Consider the following 18,976-nt stretch of genomic DNA (forward strand, 5'->3'; position numbering starts at 1 on the left):
AAAGAACGCACTTTTTTGTGTCATAGGTACTCAAAAGTATGATAGGCACTTTTTGGTGCCTGTTTTCAGGAGGTAGCACCATGCAAAAGAAGAAGTACAACATCGCTGTCGAAGCAACGCTCGAAGTCATCGGAGGCAAATGGAAATGCGTCATCCTCTGCCATTTGACCCACGGCAAAAAGAGGACGAGCGAATTGAAACGGCTGATGCCAGCCATTACCCAAAAAATGCTGACACAACAATTGCGCGAGCTGGAGGAAGACGGGGTCATAAACCGAATTGTGTACAACCAAGTCCCGCCCAGGGTCGAATATGAGCTCAGCGAGTATGGGTGGAGCTTGAAAGGAATACTGGACTCCCTTTGTGCCTGGGGAGAAAGACATATTACCAAAGTATACGGAGATAAATTTGCTGTCCTGGAGGAAAGCATCTTAAATGAACAACTGAAATAAACGCTGTTGAGCGGAGGGCTCCTTCGTTATTTTGTTCCAAACCGCTTGATCCAAACCGACACAAAAAAAGAGCTGTGCCGCAGCCTCCTGCGATTGCACAGCTCTTTTCTGTCTTGTCAGCCTTCCCGGGAAGGTCCGTACAGGCCCATCCCGAAATGCCTTTATTACTGAATGATCGATACTTTTTTACCGTCTTGCAGCAATGTCTGTCCTTTGACGACTACCTTATCTCCCTCGGCCAAACCGGATTTAATCACGATCTGGTCGCTCGTTTCTTCACCAGTAGTGACTTCCACCTGCTTGGCGACTTCATCCTCGATACGGAATACAAATTTTTTGCCCTCTCGTTCAAACACGGCTTTGCGCGGAACGATCAGCTCCTCTTCCTTGCCGGAGACTTGACCTGCAAACGTAACGTTCACGACCATGTCCGCCTTCAGCTCGTTGGAAGGGTTCGGGATCGAAATTTCGATCGGATACGCCTTGAGCTGTGAATTCATCACAGGGCTCACCGCCGATACTTTTGCTTCCACTTCTTTGCCGAGAATCGGGATGTTTACCTTTACGGCCGTACCCACTTTGACTTTTGTGATGTCTTGTTCAGAAAGATTCGCTTTGACCAAGAGCGGGTTTGTGTTGACGATGACGACAACGGGAGTTCCCTGCGAAGCAATCTGTCCAACCGCTCCGTTTACGCTCGAAACAAAGCCGCTGATCGGCGCTGTCACGACTGCATTCGCCAGCTGCTCTCTAGCATTTTGCAAAGCGACCGCTGCTTGGTTCACGGATGCTTCCGATACTTGCAGGGTTGTTTTTTGCTTGGTTGTTTCCAACGTTTGCTTAGCGTTTTCATATGCAGTCTGTGCATTCATCAGACTTGTGTTTGCTTGCTCGAACTGCTGGGATGAGATAGCCCCTTGATCAAACAGTTGTTTCATCCGTTGCTGGTTCAGCTGGGCATCCGTCAGTGCTTGTTCAGCTTGTTTCAAGCTGTTTTGTGCCTGTACCAGGCTTTGATCCGTACTGCTTCCCGACTGCTTGAGATTCGCCAGTGCCACTTTATACGCTGCTTCCTGCTGGGCGACTGTATTGGCGAGATCCGTCTCGTCCAGTTTAAACAAGACTTCTCCCTTTTTAACAGGCTGACCCAGCTTTACCGGGAGGCTTGTAATTTTCCCGCTGACTTTGGGACTGATCTGTATTTCCTCGCTTGGAGCCAATTTGGCTGAAATTCCCGCTTCGCTGCTGACGACTCCTTTTTTCACCTGTTCAATCTGTACGGGAGTCGCCGCTTCTTCTGCCTGCGTATCTGACGGAGCAGCTGCTTCCGGCTGGGAGCAGCCAGCTACGAGCAATGCCACGGATAGCGCTAAAATAATGGGTTGTTTTCTCACGTTCACATTTCCCTCCTTATCCCACATGCACTTACGATTCGATGACTGGAACGCTTTGTTTTTGTTTCCGCTTCTCTCTTTTCCGGTTGCGTCTGTCGCGCAGTTTCTTGCCGAAATCATCGAACAATGTCGTGACAACAGGCACCAGCACCAATGTAATCAACGTGGAGAAGCTCAGACCAAAAATAACGGTGATGGCCATCGGCGCTTGAGACTCACTACCGGAACCCGTTGCGAAGGCAAGCGGTCCAATCGCAAGGATCGTGGTCATGGTCGTCATCAAAATCGGACGAAGACGAATCGGACCTGCTTCCAGAATCGCTTCGTGCAGGGAATGCCCTTTCGCACGCAGTTGATTCACGTAGTCGATCAATACGATCGCGTTGTTCACGACGAGACCGATCAAAAGAATGTAACCGATCAATACGGATACGCTGAGCGGTGTCGCTGTCACCAGCAGTCCGAGAAGTACCCCGGTAACTGTCGGCGGTACCGAGAACATAATGATAAACGGCGTGTAGAAGGATTCAAACTGCCCCGCCATAACCATGTACACGAGTACGACTGACAGGATAATTGCCAGTCCGAGGCTAGCGAAGGACTCAGCCATGTCCTCCGATTGACCGCCAAAATCAACTTTATATCCATCCGGCAGCGTGAGCTTCGACAGCTTCGCCTGAATGTCTCGCGTCACCGAATTCAGATCGCGCCCGGCCAGATCGCTCGTAATCTTGATCTCGCGAGACAGATTGGAACGATTGATCGCCAGCGGAACCTCTACCTTGGAAATCGTCGCTACAGAGGAAAGCGCGACTTGCGCTCCGCCCGGCGCTGAAATCCGCAGGTTTTTCAGATAGTTGATATCTTCTTGGTAAGATTCAGGAAGTTTGATCTTTACATCGATTTCATCGTCGCCTGTACGATATTTCGTTACAGTCTGTCCTTGGAAAGACGTACGGACGCTGGACAGGATTTGCCCCGTAGTAAGTCCATACATACTAGCTTTCTCGGCATCCACCAGCACTTCGTATTCCTGCAGCGTATCTTCCATACTTGTCGCTACGTTGGCTGTACCCGGGATACTCTTGATTTGTTCCTTGATGATGCCGCCGATGTCTTGCAAGACAGCCAGATCATCACCACGGAGGGTAAGCTCTACCGGGGAGCCTGTCGCGAAGCCTTGCGAGGAGCTTACGGTAATTTCAGCTCCAGGTATCGACGCCACTTGTTTTTGCAGGTCGATGGCGATATCGCTCGACGAACGAGTCCGCTCGGTCACATCGACAAGCAGCAATGTCACTGACGCCCGGTTTGATGTTGCAGTGGCTGCAATCGGCGAACCGCTGCTGCCGATCGAGGTAGACAAGGTTTTCAGTTCCGGTACTTTCGAGGCGATTTCTTCGATTTGCTTGGCAACCTTCTCTGTTTCCTCTACAATCGTGCCGTTCGGCATCTTAATGGAAATGGACACCTGTCCTTCATCCATGGCCGGCATGAACTCTGCTCCGATCATCGGCGTCAACAGCAGAGAGCCGATCATCGTACCGATGGTCACGAAAAGAACGGTTTTCCGGTGGCCCAGGGACCATTTCAAAAGGCCGCGATAGCCGTTTTCCACTCTCTTGAATCCGATATTGAACCATTTGACAGGGTTGACGCCCCGGTACCCTTTCATATCACCATGATGCGGCACTTTTTTCAAGATGCGCGAGCTCATCATCGGCACCAGCATGAGCGAGAACACCAGTGCGGCGATATGGGAGTATACGACAGTCAGCGCCAATGGACCGAACAATTCAGAAGCGATTCCTTCCGTCATGGCAATCGGAAGGAATACGCAAATTTGCGCCAAAGCGGACGCCATTACGGCGTTTCCGACTTCTTTGGAGCCGACCAGTGCGGCCTCCATCATGCTCTTGCCTTTTTCCCGCTGTCGGAAAATATTTTCCAAAATAACAACCGCAAAGTCAATCAATGAACCAAGTCCGAGAGTCAAACCGGACAGGGAGATCAGGTTGATCGTCTGTCCTGTCATGTACATCAACAGGAAGGTCGCGACGATCGAAACAGGAAGAACGATCGTGGCAATCAACATCGATTGAAAACTTCCGAGGAAGAAGAACAGCATGATGATCCCGATACCGCCACCCAGCAAAGCGTGCTCAGCAGTGGTGTAAATGGAGTCCTTGATATAAGTAGAAGTATCCATCGTATTTGTGACGACGATGTTCTCCGGCAGATCCTTCTTCAGCTTCTCCATTTCTTTTTTCACAGCATCAGCGACTTCGATCGTATTGCCCCCTGATGCTTTCGTAATGGACAGGCCCAGGCTTGGCTGCCCGTTTACGTAGTTCAACTGGGTGATCGATTCCAGTGTATCTTCGACAGTCGCAATGTCTTTTAACCGGATCGAGCTGCTTCCTACCGGGATTGGTGTCATGGCGATCTGATCGACACTCGCGAACTCGCCTTGCACCCGGATGTTCATTTTGCCGTCGCCTTCACGAACAGAACCGGCAGTACCCGAGATGTTGTTGCTTCCGATGGCTTGTTGAATTTGTTCAAGCGTCAGTCCGTATGCAGACAGCTTCGCCGGGTCCAATGTCACATCGACAACCCGGCCCTGACCGCCGCCAATCGATACGGAAGCGACGCCATCAATCCGCTCCAGTCGGGATTGAATGACATCTTCGGCGATTTTCTTCAACTGGTTTACATCTTGTTCGCCAGTCAGCGCGTAGGTAAGGATCGGCTGACTGTTCGGATCAATTCTAAGTACACGCGGAGCATGTGCCGAATCCGGCAATATCCCCCGCACCTGGTCTACCTTATCCCGCATATTCAGGGTCGCCTGGTCCAGATCTGTTCCCCAGTTGAAGAACAAAATGACCTGGGAAGCCCCCTGCATGGAGACCGATGAAATGCTGTCCAGGTCCGCTACCGTACCCAGCGCATTTTCTATCGGCTTGGTCACCAGCTTTTCTACTTCGCTTGGCGAACCTCCGTCTACAGAGGTAACGACCACGGCTACCGGAAAGTTCAGCTCCGGCATCAGGTCGATGGCCAAACGAGGCAGAGACACGAATCCAAAAATAATCATGGCGACCGTCAGCATGATCATCGTGACGGGTCGCTTAATCGAAAGTGCAGATAGGTTCACATCCACTCACCTCTTCCAGTCAACTAGTAGCTCTTTTTTTATAGGTGTACATCTCGTGAAGGACATGGAGTGATGAGATGATCTGAGCAGTTTTTCCTTCGAGTGTCCCTACGTATGATTCGTCAGATTCCACCTCTTCCCCCTTGGTTATGCGCAAAGTCGGAGAAACCCATACGATCCGGCGATCGTTTCCGTCTCTCAACCGTTTCACCAAATCTTCTCGCTCCAATCGGTTTACAAGCCCTGACGTGGTGCTGTAGGGAAGTTCGACCGCTTTGCTGATCTCGCCGATTGTTTTCGGTCCATCCTTGATTTGTTCCAAAATGAGAACCTGTTGCCAAGTCAGGTCTTGTGTATCCAGTTCTTCTTCCGATATGGAAGAAAACACGGCATTCGCTTCACGCAACAGCTTTGCCAACTGAATCAGTTCCTTCATTCCTAGCCTCCCTTATCAAACCAGCAACGTACAACATCCTTTCTCTGGATGTAATTGTCACAACGTATATTGTAAACATAGGACTTCCGTATGTGATCTATCGACGGATTGATTATAGATTCGAGCAGGTCTATCTACAGATAGATGACACACGTGGTAGAATGGAAGCAAGAAAATGAAAATGTGTGGAAAGAAGGGTGTCGCTTTGTTTAAACGAATACTGGAAGCCTTGCAAAAGCGATACTTTACCGTTTGGTTTCTGGCTTTAATTGTCCTGATTTTAGTCCCGAATTCATATATGCATGAAACTCCGACCCAATTCGCTTTTTCGTTTGCCATTCTGGTCTGTCACTTCTGGCTGTTCTGGACGCCAAAGAGCCTGTGGACCCCTTTGCGCACCGAATGCGTTACGTTGTTGATCGGTTTGGTTACAATCATCAAAGCGCTCGCCGGAGGTTCGGAGACGATTGGGCTATTGTTCCCCCTTGTCATTTTTGTCGGCGTCAGAATGGAAGAAAAACGGGCCCTGATCTACGCCACCGGTCTTGGGTTGATCGGACTATTGCTTTTGATCAAGGACCACTCGTTCTTCTCGCCGCATTTGGTCCCCTTCGCGCTCACCTTTATTGGCTGCTATGTCGGAGCAAAAGGGTACCGGGTCCAGTTCGATGCCTATGAGCAAAACCAGCTTCATCTGGAGCAGCTTCAAAAGGCCCATGCCCAACTGAAAGAAGCCCATAACGAGCTGCAGGAGGCTGCCGTCCATACGATGCAGGTGGCCGTCCTGGAAGAACGCACGAGGATTGCCCGCGATCTCCACGATCAGTTGGGGCATTCCCTCACATCTCTGATCGTCCAGCTTCACGCCTTGCAATTCATGCTGAAAAATGGGCCTAGCGACGCACAGGAAGCGGTACGAAACATGCTTTATGTAGCCAAGCATAGTCTGGAAGACATTCGCGGATCTGTTCACACGCTGGCGAGTGACCAGTCTTCCCTTGGTTTGGCTCCGCTGCGGGCGTTCCTTTCCCAAACGGAGAAAAACACCGGGCTGCGCTGCAAATTGGTTGCAGACGATCCCGAGCTTGGGTTGACACAAACCATTTCCATCGCTTTTTACCGAATCTTGCAGGAAGCGGTTACAAATACGCTGCGCCACTCCGAGGCAGGTCAATTGGACGTAATCGTTACCCAGGATGATACCCACTGCTATATGTGCATCCGTGACGATGGAAAGCTGACACCTGGTGAAACCATTGCACCGGGATTTGGACTATCAAGCATGAAAGAACGTGTGACGGAGCTGAATGGCTCCCTCTCCTACACCGCGGTTGAACCACATGGGTTTGAAATCAAAGTGGTGATTCCGTACCAGGATATCGCTTAGGAAGGGATAACGATGGTGCAAACAGAAAACGAAGGTGCAAAAAAAATCAAAGTGTTGCTTGTCGATGACCAGACGATGATCCGACAAGGCTTGGGCTATGTCATCCAGATGCAGCCAGATATGGAAGTCGTCGGCGAAGCGGCAGACGGCGAAGAAGCGATAGAAAAAGCGGCAGCTTGCCAGCCCGATGTCATTTTGATGGATGTGCAGATGCCCAAGTGCTCCGGAATCGAAGCAACACGCCAAATCTTGAAGCAATCGCCCCGCATCAAGGTGTTGATTCTCACTACCTTCGACATCCAGAATTACGTAGTGGATGGGATTCGCGCGGGCGCTGTCGGGTATATGCTAAAGGATGCCGATTCCCAGGAGATGCTCGAACTGATTCGCAGCGCTTATCAGGGAGCTGTCCTTTTTCATACCGGTACGGCTGCCAAGGCGTTGGCAGAATTGCTCCGCAGTCAAGAGCCCGTTGCGGCAGAGCCGACCGAAAAAGGGTATGTCCTATTGGAAGACTTGACGGATAGAGAATTGGACGTCCTTCAGCAGCTTGCGTATGGTTTCCGCAACGACCAGATTGCCCAAAACCTGTTTATTTCGGAAGGAACCGTCAAGACACACGTCCATCGGATTTTGCAAAAAATGGGCGTTGAAGATCGTACCCAAGCCGTTGCCCTGGCACTCCGGCACAAGCTTGTAAAATAAGTGAGCTCCAATTCATCCCCCCCTTGTCTGCGTTTTACAATCGCGCTGCAGATGTGAAGCCGGTCATCCTGTTTCGGGTTTCCGGCTTTTTTGTCTTCTTTCGCTTCACCCAATATGGATATACGAACAACTTGCAAAAAGATTTCACTCTATCGAGAGTTTTCTGCCGCAAAGTGCATCTTTCAGAAATCTGCCAGTGTGAGTGCGGATGAAAATCTGTTATTAAGCTTTTGCAATAGGCCTATGTATTTTCTTGATAACTCTCCACGATAAAGGAGTGTTAAAATGAACATATTGTGAACGTTGTTCTTTCTATTGAAAAGGTTGTGTTGCAGCATGTCTTTCTCGTGGAAACGGAATCTAGTCGTCTTGTGGATCGGCGTCTTCTTTTGCAGCGCTGCCTATTCCATTTCCATCCCTTTTTTGCCGATCTTTCTCCATACCTCGCTGGGTGTTAATGAGCATCTGGAAGCATGGTCGGGCATTTCTTTCGGGATTACGTTTCTGGCCAGTGCGTTAATATCTCCCTATTGGGGATCTCTGTCTGACAAGTACGGGAGAAAACCCATGTTGATTCGGTCGGGTTACAGCTTGGCCGTTTTGTATTTTCTCAACTATTTGGTGACGGACCCTTATTCGTTCCTGGCACTTCGAGTCCTGCAGGGGCTTTTGGCCGGATTTGTGCCTGCCTCGATTGCACTTGTCGCGACGAATACGCCAGACAAGCATGTCGGCTACGCTCTTGGCATCATGGCTACTTCCGGTGCTACCGGCGGGATCATCGGGCCACTTATCGGGGGCTTTGTCAGCCATCTGTGGGGAAACCGGGAAGCGTTCCTTTTCTCCGCTGTAGTCGTCTTGATCGCGGCATTAATTGCCACATTTTTCGTAAAAGAAACGAATTTCAACCGGTCCGGCGAGCGTTCGCATGTTGCAGACGATATTCGTCTCGCGATGGCTAACCGCTCCTTTGTCACCATTCTCGGCCTGGCCATGGTCGTAACGATCTCCGTCATGCTTCTGGAGCCGCTGCTCACCGTCTACGTCCTGCAGCTCGGGGCATCTCAGCAAGATGCTTCGCTCAGCTCGGGCATCATCTTTTCCGCGGTCGGAATCGCCACGGTGCTGGCCGCTCCGCAATGGGGCAAGATCGGCAACAAGATCGGCTACTCGAAGATTCTCTTTATCGGCTTGTTGGGCGGCGGAATCGGGAACCTGCTTCAGTACTTTTTCACCAGCCTGTACGGCTTTGGCATCCTGCGCTTTGTTTACGGGTTGTTTTTCGCGGCCGTCTATCCGTCTTTGAATGCGCTGATCGTGAAAGTAACAGACCCTGAATTCCGCGGCAGAGCATTTAGCCTCAATCAATCCTCTACACAGCTCGCCAACATGATCGGTCCTGTGCTGGGAGGCTTTTTGGGAGGCTGGATTCCCATCCGGACGGTATTTATTATCAACGGGATCGCATTGTTGGTCATTGCCGTACTGATGAAAACAAAATTTGCGATCCAGGCCCCCGCCAAAGAAAGCAGGGACGTAAAGGCAGATCATTCGACTGCTTGATGATTGCCACCGGCAAAAGATCACCGTTCTATAAGGTCTATCGCACTCTGAATGTTGATTGAAGGTAAAAAATGCTGCCCGTTCCAGCAGATTCGTCTACTGGAAGAGCAGCTTTTTTTTGCTTAAAGCCAATTCATTCCCTATTCACTATTCCCTTTACTTGAACGCCTCGTTTCGATACACTTCTTTGCCTTCAAACAGCGTCCAGAGAATGTTCGTTTTCTTGATCTCCGTTGCCGGAATCGCAAACAGGTTTTTGTCCAGAACGACCAGGTCTGCCTTCTTGCCCACTTCGATAGAACCGGTAATGTCCTCTACAAAATTGGCGTAAGCCCCGTCAATCGTAAAGCTGGCAATCATGTCGGCCAGTGTGGCGCGTTCATCCGGGTTGGCAATATCTTTGGGGTCCGTTTTGCCCTCTTCAATCCGGGTGATGCCTTGTTGAATGCCGTGCAGCGGATTAAACTCCTGGGTCACAATGTAGTCGCTGCCGGAAGCCATCACGATGCCTGCGTTGATCATGCTTTTCATCGGGTACTCCTCTTCGGCCCGCTCCCGGCCCAAATACGGGACCTCGATTTCTTCAAAGAACCCGGGCTCCTTCAAGAACCAGTAAGGCTGCGGGATTCCGATGACGCCCAGCTTTTTAAAGCGCTCCATATCTTTTGGATTGAACAATTGCAAATGAACAATGGAAGGACGAGCATCCCGCTGTCCGTTCTTTTTCTCCGCATATTCGAATCCGTCGAGAGTAATTCTCGTCGCTGCATCGCCGATCGAGTGGACGTGCAGCTGGAAGCCGGCTTTATCGACAGCCGCCGCCGTCTCGTTGTACACTTTCGGGTCCCAGATCAGCTGGCCCCTCGTATGCTTGTGCTTGTACGGCTCTTCCAGATAGCCGGTAGCACCCTCTACGACGCCGTCCATGAATATTTTCACCGCGTTGATCTGAAAATGAGGGCCTTTGTTCTCTTCGCGCAGCTTGATGAACTCTTTCACCTGCTCCGGACCCTTCGCCGGGTCTGCAGTAATGGCGTTGCGGAAGCGGACAGTCAGCTTGTCTTCCTCAGAGAGCTGCTTGTACGCCTCGAGCACGTTTGGATAGCGCAGCATGTCCGGATCGCGCGCTGTCGTGACCCCACGCTCGGCGGCCAGCTTCTGATATTCCAAAATTCCGTTCATATACTGCTCGACTGAAAGACCCGGAATTTTCTTCAGCACGAGGTCCATCGCCTTTTCGCGCAGTGTTCCTGAAGCCTCTCCAGTAGCCGGATCGCGCTCGATCAGACCTCCGTCCGGATTCGGCGTGCTTTTTGTGATTCCCGCCACTTCCAATGCCTTGGAGTTTACCCACAGAGAATGACCATCATCCGATGTGAGTGCGATCGGGATGTCTTTGGATACTTCATCCAGCGCCTCTTTACGCGGTCCAATTCCGGTGGCAGCCGAGTTCGTCCAGCCCCGCCCCTGGATCGCGGTTTCCTCTGGATACTTCTTCACAAATTCCTTGACAGCTTTCACGTATTCTTCGATCGACCCCAGTTCAAACAGATCGACTGTGTAAATCATGCCGGTCGTCTTGCTGGCATGGGTATGGCTGTCGATGAAGCCCGGCAGAACCATCTTCCCCTTTACATCCACCACTTTAGTCTGTGCCCCGGCGTACGCTTTTGCTCCTTCGTTGGTACCGACATAAACGATGGTATCTCCCTTGACTGCGACCGCTTCGGCCCAGTTCCGGTTCCGGTCTACCGTATAGACGGCACCGTTTTGCAGGATCATGTCAGCCGGCTGGACAGCAGATTTTGTCTGGACAACCGGTTGGGCATGTCCGATCGACGGCACCAGCAGGGATGCCAGCAGCAATGCACCTGCCGCTTTCTTTGCAAACATGCTACTCCTCCTTTTTCTGTCTGACTTATGCAGAATAATAAATGATTGCGACGGACAAATAAGCTTTTGCGTATATGTACGTTCCGCTCATCCATCATAAGGTACAATGGCGATGTTTGGCAATTCATATAGGAAAGAAAACGACATAAGTTTGGAAAGATTCATGAAAAAGCGCCCCCTGTCCTCTGGCATGGCGGCGCCTGTCTCATGATCGCTTTCTGTCATTGCCTCAAGGAGTCCAAGAGATCATCCCACGACATGAATAGGCGGACGATGTCTTCTTCGACAAGTCTTGTGCCCATTTGAATCTCGATAATCTCCAACTCTTCGATTGCCTTGATTGCATGTTTGGCATGGACAGGAATTCTGACGACATCGCCTGCCTTTACCCGAATCAACCGGTCATTCAATACGAATTCACCGATACCGGCTACAATCGTCCATACCTCACTGCGCATCTGGTGATATTGATAGCTGAGGTTTTTTCCTGCGTATAAACACAAGCGCTTGGTCAAGATGTCTGTTCCATCCGTCCTTGTTTGATAATCGAGGACTCGATACCATCCCCATCGCCGTTCCTCAAACATCGGTCTTTGGTCTATCTTTTTCACCAGATCCTTCACTCGGTGGCTTTCCGATTTTTCCGATACCAGTATGCCGTCAGGGCTTGCCGCTACAACGACATTCGGCACTCCCACTACCGCTATCGGGATATCCAATTCATTCACGACATGTGTATTGCTGCTATCGTCGCTAATGATGCCTTTTCCGATCACTTTTGTTTGAATATCCGCCGTCAGTGTATCCCACGTGCCCAAATCCCGCCAGGTGCCATGATACGGGATCGCTACAACCCGATCTGCTTTTTCAACTACTTCATAGTCAAAGCTTATTTTTGGCAATTGGTCGTATTTCTCCACAAGCTCATCAAACTCAACCGGCAGCTTTTTTTCTTCCAGCAATTGAATGAGGTAGCCTAACCGAAATGAAAAAACACCGCAATTCCACAATGCATTTTGCCGAAGAAGCTTGGCTGCCTCATCTTTAGACGGTTTTTCCGTAAAGGAATCAACAGGGATATAGCCTTCGGAGGTTTTTAGGGTATTTTGAACCGGAATAATATAACCGTACTTTTCGGATGGGGAGGTGGGCTGCACCCCGATTAATGCAATATCTGCGTCGGATTGTCGTATCGCGTCCTCCAACTCCTTGACTTTATCAAAAAATTGATAATCCGTATAAGGATCGACTGGCATGACGACGATCACTTCATTCAGGTCTACGCCCTGCTTCGAATAGAAATACGTTGCTGCCAAGGCTATAGCCGGATACGTGTCTCGACGCTCCGGTTCAATGATAAGAGGCACATTGCTCCCCAACTGGGAGGTAATCATGTCCACCTGCGTTTTGCTTGTCGATATATAGGCTGAATGGTCCATTTTTTTCGTCTTCAGTTGTTTCCATATCCTCTGTATCATCGACTCCATCTCGTCATCGGGAGTTCGTATCGTTTTTAGGAACTGTTTTGATCTGGATTCGTTGGAAAGCGGCCACAGTCGTTTCCCTGTTCCTCCTGAAAGCAAAACGAGCCTCAACGGAAAGCACCTCTCTTCTGTCTGATCCTGATGTACACATGTAATATCCATATGATCACTCGCCGGAAAAGGTATGTGTGTATCGACCAGATTAAGAGTGGAAAACCGACAACGGGCTCGTCCAAAGCCAATCTGCACATGAATATTGTGGCACTGTCTCCGGTTGCCATTTATACCGCCGCTCATACTATGTTTTATACTCGCAGATGTGTGCGAATCGATGTGGAGGTTTTCGGCTCATGATCAATTGGAGAGAGCGATATAATCGCTGGATGAATTACCCCGATCTGGACGAAAGACTACGCGAAGAGTTACAGCGCGCAAAGGATAATGAACCACTTCTAGAGGACCTCTTTTATGCCGATCTGGAATTCGGTACGGGAGGGATGCGGGCGGAAATGGGACCTGGCCCCAATCGGATGAACGTGTATACGGTGCGAAAAATTTCCGAAGGGCTGGCCCGCTTTATCGCAGAGTCTGGCCAACAGGCGAAGGCGCAGGGCGTAGTGATTGCCTATGACTCCAGAAACAAATCGTCTGATTTTGCGATTGAATCCGCAAAGGTGATAGGAAGGCACGGCATCCGTGTTTATTTGTTTGATCGGCTCTGTCCAACCCCCCTTCTGTCTTTTGCGGTGCGCCACCTGCATGCGTTCGCGGGAATCGTTATCACCGCGAGCCATAATCCGCCCGAGTATAACGGCTATAAAATTTACGGCAGCGACGGTGTCCAAATCACGCCGGCGACCGCCGAACAAATCATGGCAAAGGTAAACGAGGTAACAGACGAACTGTCCGTAGAAAGTGGTGACGAAGCATCATTGAGGCAGAGCGGCCTATTGGTGCAGATTCATGATGATATCCTGGAAGCATATGCCGAGCGACTGCAGACGATCAGGCTGAACCCTGAACCATCGGGTACTTCGCAGGTAAACATCGTTTTTACCCCTTTACATGGAACAGCATACGAACCCATCAGGCTCGTTCTGAGCCGGTTCGGCTACAATCAGGTCACTGTCGTTACCGAGCAAGCGAATCCGGACCCGCATTTCACCAATGCAGCATCGCTCAATCCGGAAGAGCCGCAAGCATTCGAGCTGGCGCTGCAATACGGTAAACGGACAAACGCTGATCTGATCCTGGCAACCGATCCAGATGCGGACCGCATCGGTGTCGCAGTCAAAAAAGGTCCGCAGGGATATACGATACTGTCCGGCAATCAAATCGGTGCCCTTTTACTGGACTATCTCCTATCCGAGCGAAAAAGAAAAGGGCTACTGCCAGATAACGGCACCATCGTCAAAACCATTGTCACATCCGAATTCGCCCGAGCAATCGCGGCCGATTACGGTGTAGATACGGTGGATACGCTGACGGGCTTCAAGTATATCGGAGAGAAGATCAGCATGTACGAGAGATCGGGTCAGTACACGTTTCTGTTCGGATTCGAAGAAAGCAGCGGCTATTTGATCGGCGACTTTGTCAGGGATAAAGACGGCATCCAAACGGCTCTGATGTTAGCAGACATGTGCGCTTTTCATAAGTCATCGGGAAAGTCCATATACGACGGACTGATCGAACTGTACAAGAGATACGGATTTTACAGCGAAGACTTGTATTCCTTATCCCTCAAAGGGAAGGCGGGAGTCGAGAAAATCAGGGCCACCCTGTCTTTTTTTCGCCAGCAAGGTTTTACCGAGGTTGCCGGCAAAAAAGTTATGGTCGTGGAAGATTTTCTGGCAGGCACTTGTAGAGAAATGGTCAACGGCACCAGTACCGCGATTCCCTTGCCGGCATCCGATGTGTTGAAGTACCGGCTAGATGACGAGTCGTGGTTTTGCCTGCGGCCCTCCGGTACCGAACCAAAACTAAAAGTATATCTGGGGACGAAAGGTGTCACTTCGGAAGAAAGCAGTCAAAAGCTTCGAGCATTGAAGAATTTTGTGCTTGAGCAGTTCAACGCGCTCGGGCTCATATGAGTACGCTGTACAAATAAAGCGCAGCGGAGGCTTATTCATGAACATTTTACTCGCTACGTACTGGATACTCCCCCACGTAGGAGGGGTAGACACGTATTTACGTACTTTAAAGCAAGGATTGGAAGAACGCGGCCATCAAGTAGATTTGCTTGGCCATCATCCGGACATGAGTCGGGTGCACTTGCTGGACGACAAAAAAAGCGTGGAGAAAAAACCGATTCACCTTCCTGTTTATGATATTTTGATGGATTATTTTGACCGGGAGTTTCCGCTTCTCGATCACTGGGCGCGGTACCGCCTTATCGAGCGGCATGTATTTGAGATGGCCACTGTCATGCTCGAACTGAATCAGTATGATCTGGTTCATACGCAGGACATCATCTCCACGCGGGCTCTATCTCGTGTCATTCCCAAACACATTCCGCATGTCGCAACGATTCACGGCATGATTCACGATGAGTTTGTTTTAACCGGGGAGATCGATCAGGCGGACTCGATGCGCTGGAAGTACAGCTATTTGGAAGAAAAACTGGGATGCTCCTCCGCAGATGCCACGATTCTCCCGACCGAATGGCTTCGCAGGGAATTCACAAACCGCTTCTCTGTGGCTCCGGAAAAGCTGACGGTCGTTCCCTATGGATTACAGGCAGAAGCGATAGCCCAACAGACGGACGCAATCCAGCACATCCCCCGGTCAGACGGCAAACAAGTCATTATTTGTCCCGCCAGGCTGGTTCCGTACAAAGGGCAGCGGTATTTGATCGAGGCTTTGGCAAAATTGGCTCGCGTCCGCGATGACTTCGTTTGCCAATTTGCCGGGGAAGGCCCGGACCGAACGGAGCTGGAAGCGTTGGTCGGAGAGCACAACCTGGACCATCATATTGAATTTTTGGGCAACCGATCCGATATCTTTCATCTGCTCAAACAGGCGAGTATTTTCGTGCTTCCCTCCCTTGTCGAAAATCACTCCCTGGCGATCATGGAAGCGCAAATTATCGGTTTGCCCATCGTAACCACCCGTGTGGGAGGAAATGCGGAGCTCGTCTCGCATCACCATACGGGCTTGCTGGTCGAACCCCAAAACAGTGAAGAGCTGTTTCAAGCGCTTCTGATGCTGATGAATAACAAAACTCTTCGGGAAAAGCTCTCGCACGATGCCAGGAGGTGGGCCAGAAAATACTGGCGGCACGATTTCATGGTGAACCGGACACTGGAGGTATACGAACAGGTACGCCTGCACAAAAAATAAGCCCCCTCTCCGTATGTATGGATGCCTTCTCTCTCTGTTGAGGGATGGCCTAAACAACGAGCATCCCGTCCACTTTTGAAAGTGAAACGGGATGCTCGTTTGTTTATGGTTCCAATTTGGCCCAAGCCGTCGACATTTCGCAAATTTCCCCTTCGGCCTGGCATTTCACCTTTTTACTAAAGCGGCAATACGGGTATGTGTATCACCATGCCGTCCCCGTTCAATGTGACGCGGATTTGCTGTTCGCCATACTGATACGATCTGCCTACAACTATATAATTTCCGTCAGACAGTTCGTCAAACTGATAGTGTCCGTGCTCGTCGACAGCCGTTGCGGTTATGAGCTGTTTTCTCTCATTCAGCAAGAGAACGTATGATAACGCTGCAGGCGCCCCTGAAAATTTATCGTATACGATTCCTTTGATAGAAGCAGAGGAGCACTCTCTCGGCTTCCCCGGTTCCTTTAATTCACGCAGCATATCCTCATCGGGCACTTTGTAATCGGGGGGCAATGCATAAGCGACCTCATCCCAAGTTTCCTCATCCAGAAAATAAACCTTTTTCGACGGCGTGAACGAAAACAAGTGATGATACGGCTCCATTAAATCTGCTACCCCAGTGAGCTTCACTTCATCCAACAGAAACGAAAGCTGCCGTACGTCTTCGTTCAACCCCACCTCCTGTGGAACAAACACATCGCTGGCCACGATCTCCAAAACACCTTTCATCATCGCCGGAAGCAACACGGTGATTGAGAATTTTTCCGTCGGATTGATTTCCTCATGAAGCAACTGGCCATTGACGTAAAAGGAGAGCGTGAGATTTTCCGGATATTCGTGGCGCCGCCCGCAAATCGTCAGAGACGCAGCTTCTTTTATATTTTTCAATGGTAAAACGAGGCGCTTTGATACCCACCCATCCTGATAGCGGTCCGTAAATACCATGTTTGTCATTCCCATCCCCCCGCTGTTTACCCAATCAACTTCTCGATCACGGAATCCCAACCAAGCTCCATATCTTCAATCAAACGCAGTCCGTTCATCCCCATCGTTTGCGCGCTCCGCTTGTTTGAGAACAAATAGTCGAGCTTTTCCGCAACAGCTTTCGGATCGGGCTCCAGCACGAAGCCGTTATCGCCATTCCTTACAAACTCGAGCGGACCGCCAGCGTCGACGTGCGTAATGACGGGTTTGCCGGACAGAAACGACTCCAGCGTGACATAGCCGTAATCTTCCTGGTACGGTCCGTAATAAACTGCCAACGCGTTCGCATAGTACTTTCTTTTCTCTTCTTCGGAGATCCAGCCGAGAAAGTGCACCCTGTCTTGCAATCCGTATGTTTCCACAGCGGATTTCATTTTGTTGATAAAGGTTTCCTTTCCTCTGCCGGCGATCACAACCTTGACTTGTGTTTTGGTATAGCGCAGGGCTTCGATCAGTACCTGCTGCCGTTTTAATTCTTCCAATCGGGAGGGACAAAAGATATAGTTTCCTATCTCTCCCGTGTAGAAGTGTTCGCATCCGAACGGAGGGTGGTAGAGAGGCATCGATTCAATCCCGTTGTACGTACGCAGCCTCTCTGACACAGTCGCCGAGATCGTGTATGTTTTGGCGCATGCAGAAAGGGCATGGCTGTCTTCCTCGACGATCATCTTTCGCAAGCGGTCGCCGCCCTCCATTTTGTCCAGACCATCGAAACCGGTTCCCCACAGCTCGTATGCTTCGCGATGCTGATGCAGCAGCCATAACACTTTGTTGTCGTGCCGGGCATAGTAGATCGGAAATTTCAGGGCAATCATCAGGTCGATCGGTCTCCCCTTCATTTCCGACAAGTCGATCAAGCGGGACATACGGATGCTGTTTTCCAGACTCTCAGCCGGATACCACTTGAAGGGGATGGTCACGACCTCCGCCTCGTGTCCCTTGAGAATAAGCTGCATTTTTAAATTGTTGGCCAATATCTCTGCTCCCCCGTATTCAAATGGCACTTGAACGGAGGCAATGGCAATCCTCATCGATCCACCTCATTTTTTGAGCAAGCGTTCATTGTTGGCCCCGGATTTTTTTCCAGCGAAAAAAACCTCCGCAAAAAATGCGGGAGCTTGTCGTGTCTGCAGCCAAAATAAGCGCCCAACCTTCTGGCGATATGCCACCGCCAGCGAAAATAAACCCAGTAATACTTTTCGTGCCGAAGATAGTCGGTCTCGGAAAAAATGAATTGCGCTTCGGCTCTGGCTATTCGATAACAGGCGGGAATCAAGGTTGCAAGCGAAACATCTTCGGTGTAGCCGAAAGCCATATGCATCCCCCGCAATTCATCAAAGAAACGCTGAAAATAGCGAAAAAACGAGGAGTAACTATGGGAATGGATGACTGCCGCCTTTGGCATATATACCTTTTTCCAGCCATTGACGATGATGTCTCTGCCCATTACTTGGTCTTCCGTGTATATCACATCGCGAAATCGGATAGCAGCCCACGCCTCTTTCCTTAAAGCCGAATTGACATTTGAGTTAAATCCGTACCAGAGCGGATTCTGGTGATAGAGAGCCCGGCCTTCAGGGGTATCCGCCACATATTGCACGAGAGGCTCATCCGACTTGGAAAACATTTCGAAATGGAGCATCAAATCGCGCCGTGTAAAGGGATCGCATTCAGGTCTGGCAATCTGCTTGCCAAACACACAGCCGACTCTGGGGTCGAGGCTAAAACCCCTGATCATCTCCTCCAGCCAAAACTCATCGGCCGGGGTTGCGTCTTGCGTCAAAAAAACAAGGTATTGCCCGCGGGACAATTCGGCCCCGTAGTTCCGTGTTTTTCCATGTCCGAACTGTTTCTTGTCAATGGGATAAAACCGGACGGGATATGACATCAGCACGTCGACTGTTCCGTCCGATGAGCCGGAATCAATGGCAATCACTTCAAAAGGAAAGCTTGTTTGCTGCCGATAGATCGCGCGAAGAACTTCATCGATATACCGGATACCGTTATACGTCAGAAGAATAATGGAAACATCGACCTGCCCCATTTCCATCCCCCCTTCTGTCCTCCCCGTCGCTCATCTGGTGCTGCGACACTTTTTCGCCACGTGAAACCGCGCTTTCCATCCACCCCATCTGACTCCATCCGGAGAAGCTGAGACGAGACCTGTGAGCGATCGTCAC

The 18,976-nt window shown here is 50.3% G+C and carries 14 protein-coding genes; 6 read left to right on the plus strand and 8 right to left on the minus strand.

The window, feature by feature from the left end:
- Window positions 1-80 precede the first annotated feature (80 nt).
- A complete protein-coding gene (locus tag V5G20_RS14720) occupies window positions 81-452 on the plus strand; it encodes a winged helix-turn-helix transcriptional regulator (protein WP_003386848.1) in 372 nt (123 codons plus the stop codon).
- 164 nt (window positions 453-616) lie between these two features.
- Here the strand turns inward: V5G20_RS14720 and V5G20_RS14725 are convergent, their stop codons facing one another.
- The 3 genes from V5G20_RS14725 to V5G20_RS14735 are packed head-to-tail and all read right to left on the minus strand — an operon-like array spanning window position 617 to window position 5,442.
- Entirely contained in the window at window positions 617-1,852 is a 1,236-nt protein-coding gene (locus V5G20_RS14725; RefSeq protein ID WP_024984751.1) for an efflux RND transporter periplasmic adaptor subunit, read from the minus strand.
- 25 nt (window positions 1,853-1,877) lie between these two features.
- A complete protein-coding gene (locus V5G20_RS14730) occupies window positions 1,878-5,006 on the minus strand; it encodes an efflux RND transporter permease subunit (RefSeq protein ID WP_031933333.1) in 3,129 nt (1,042 codons plus the stop codon).
- A 19-nt stretch (window positions 5,007-5,025) separates the two neighbouring features.
- On the minus strand, window positions 5,026-5,442 hold the full coding sequence (locus V5G20_RS14735) for a MarR family winged helix-turn-helix transcriptional regulator (protein ID WP_003386851.1): 417 nt from the start codon (window positions 5,440-5,442) through the stop codon (window positions 5,026-5,028).
- Window positions 5,443-5,647: 205 nt separating this feature from the next.
- Here V5G20_RS14735 and V5G20_RS14740 point away from each other — a divergent pair, with 205 nt between their 5' ends.
- The 3 genes from V5G20_RS14740 to V5G20_RS14750 all read left to right on the plus strand — a co-directional run bounded on the left by V5G20_RS14740 (window position 5,648) and on the right by V5G20_RS14750 (window position 9,097).
- A complete protein-coding gene (locus tag V5G20_RS14740; RefSeq protein WP_024984752.1) occupies window positions 5,648-6,829 on the plus strand; it encodes a sensor histidine kinase in 1,182 nt (393 codons plus the stop codon).
- A gap of 12 nt (window positions 6,830-6,841) precedes the next feature.
- A complete protein-coding gene (locus tag V5G20_RS14745; protein ID WP_003386853.1) occupies window positions 6,842-7,534 on the plus strand; it encodes a response regulator in 693 nt (230 codons plus the stop codon).
- A 336-nt stretch (window positions 7,535-7,870) separates the two neighbouring features.
- Window positions 7,871-9,097: an MFS transporter gene (locus V5G20_RS14750; RefSeq protein ID WP_024984754.1), complete on the plus strand. Its 1,227-nt coding sequence runs from the start codon at window positions 7,871-7,873 to the stop codon at window positions 9,095-9,097.
- A gap of 156 nt (window positions 9,098-9,253) precedes the next feature.
- On the opposite strand, the gene V5G20_RS14755 is transcribed toward V5G20_RS14750, so the two are convergent.
- The gene (locus V5G20_RS14755; RefSeq protein WP_024984755.1) at window positions 9,254-10,990 is read right to left on the minus strand and encodes an amidohydrolase; all 1,737 of its coding nucleotides are present in this window, start codon (window positions 10,988-10,990) and stop codon (window positions 9,254-9,256) included.
- A 221-nt stretch (window positions 10,991-11,211) separates the two neighbouring features.
- Complete coding sequence (locus V5G20_RS14760; RefSeq protein WP_024984756.1) at window positions 11,212-12,585, minus strand: sugar phosphate nucleotidyltransferase; 1,374 nt, start codon at window positions 12,583-12,585, stop codon at window positions 11,212-11,214.
- 242 nt (window positions 12,586-12,827) lie between these two features.
- Here V5G20_RS14760 and V5G20_RS14765 point away from each other — a divergent pair, with 242 nt between their 5' ends.
- Both V5G20_RS14765 and V5G20_RS14770 read left to right on the plus strand, forming a co-directional pair.
- Window positions 12,828-14,564 carry a phospho-sugar mutase gene (locus V5G20_RS14765; protein WP_338463473.1) on the plus strand — a complete coding sequence of 579 codons (1,737 nt, stop codon included), beginning with the start codon at window positions 12,828-12,830 and terminating at the stop codon, window positions 14,562-14,564.
- Between the two features lie 37 nt (window positions 14,565-14,601).
- Complete coding sequence (locus V5G20_RS14770; protein WP_031933329.1) at window positions 14,602-15,813, plus strand: glycosyltransferase family 4 protein; 1,212 nt, start codon at window positions 14,602-14,604, stop codon at window positions 15,811-15,813.
- A gap of 176 nt (window positions 15,814-15,989) precedes the next feature.
- Here V5G20_RS14770 and V5G20_RS14775 read toward each other — a convergent pair whose 3' ends face one another.
- Genes V5G20_RS14775 through V5G20_RS14785 form a run of 3 tightly spaced genes read right to left on the minus strand, consistent with a single transcriptional unit; the run spans window position 15,990 to window position 18,840 of the window.
- The gene (locus V5G20_RS14775) at window positions 15,990-16,766 is read right to left on the minus strand and encodes a carboxypeptidase-like regulatory domain-containing protein (RefSeq protein WP_039071402.1); all 777 of its coding nucleotides are present in this window, start codon (window positions 16,764-16,766) and stop codon (window positions 15,990-15,992) included.
- 17 nt (window positions 16,767-16,783) lie between these two features.
- A complete protein-coding gene (locus V5G20_RS14780; RefSeq protein WP_338461110.1) occupies window positions 16,784-17,827 on the minus strand; it encodes a glycosyltransferase family 4 protein in 1,044 nt (347 codons plus the stop codon).
- Window positions 17,824-18,840 carry a glycosyltransferase family 2 protein gene (locus tag V5G20_RS14785; RefSeq protein ID WP_338461112.1) on the minus strand — a complete coding sequence of 339 codons (1,017 nt, stop codon included), beginning with the start codon at window positions 18,838-18,840 and terminating at the stop codon, window positions 17,824-17,826. The genes V5G20_RS14780 and V5G20_RS14785 overlap by 4 nt, the downstream gene beginning before the upstream one ends.
- Between the last annotated feature and the right edge of the window lie 136 nt (window positions 18,841-18,976).

It is taken from the genome of Brevibacillus borstelensis, assembly GCF_036700025.1.
Classification (GTDB): Bacteria; Bacillota; Bacilli; order Brevibacillales; family Brevibacillaceae; genus Brevibacillus; species Brevibacillus borstelensis.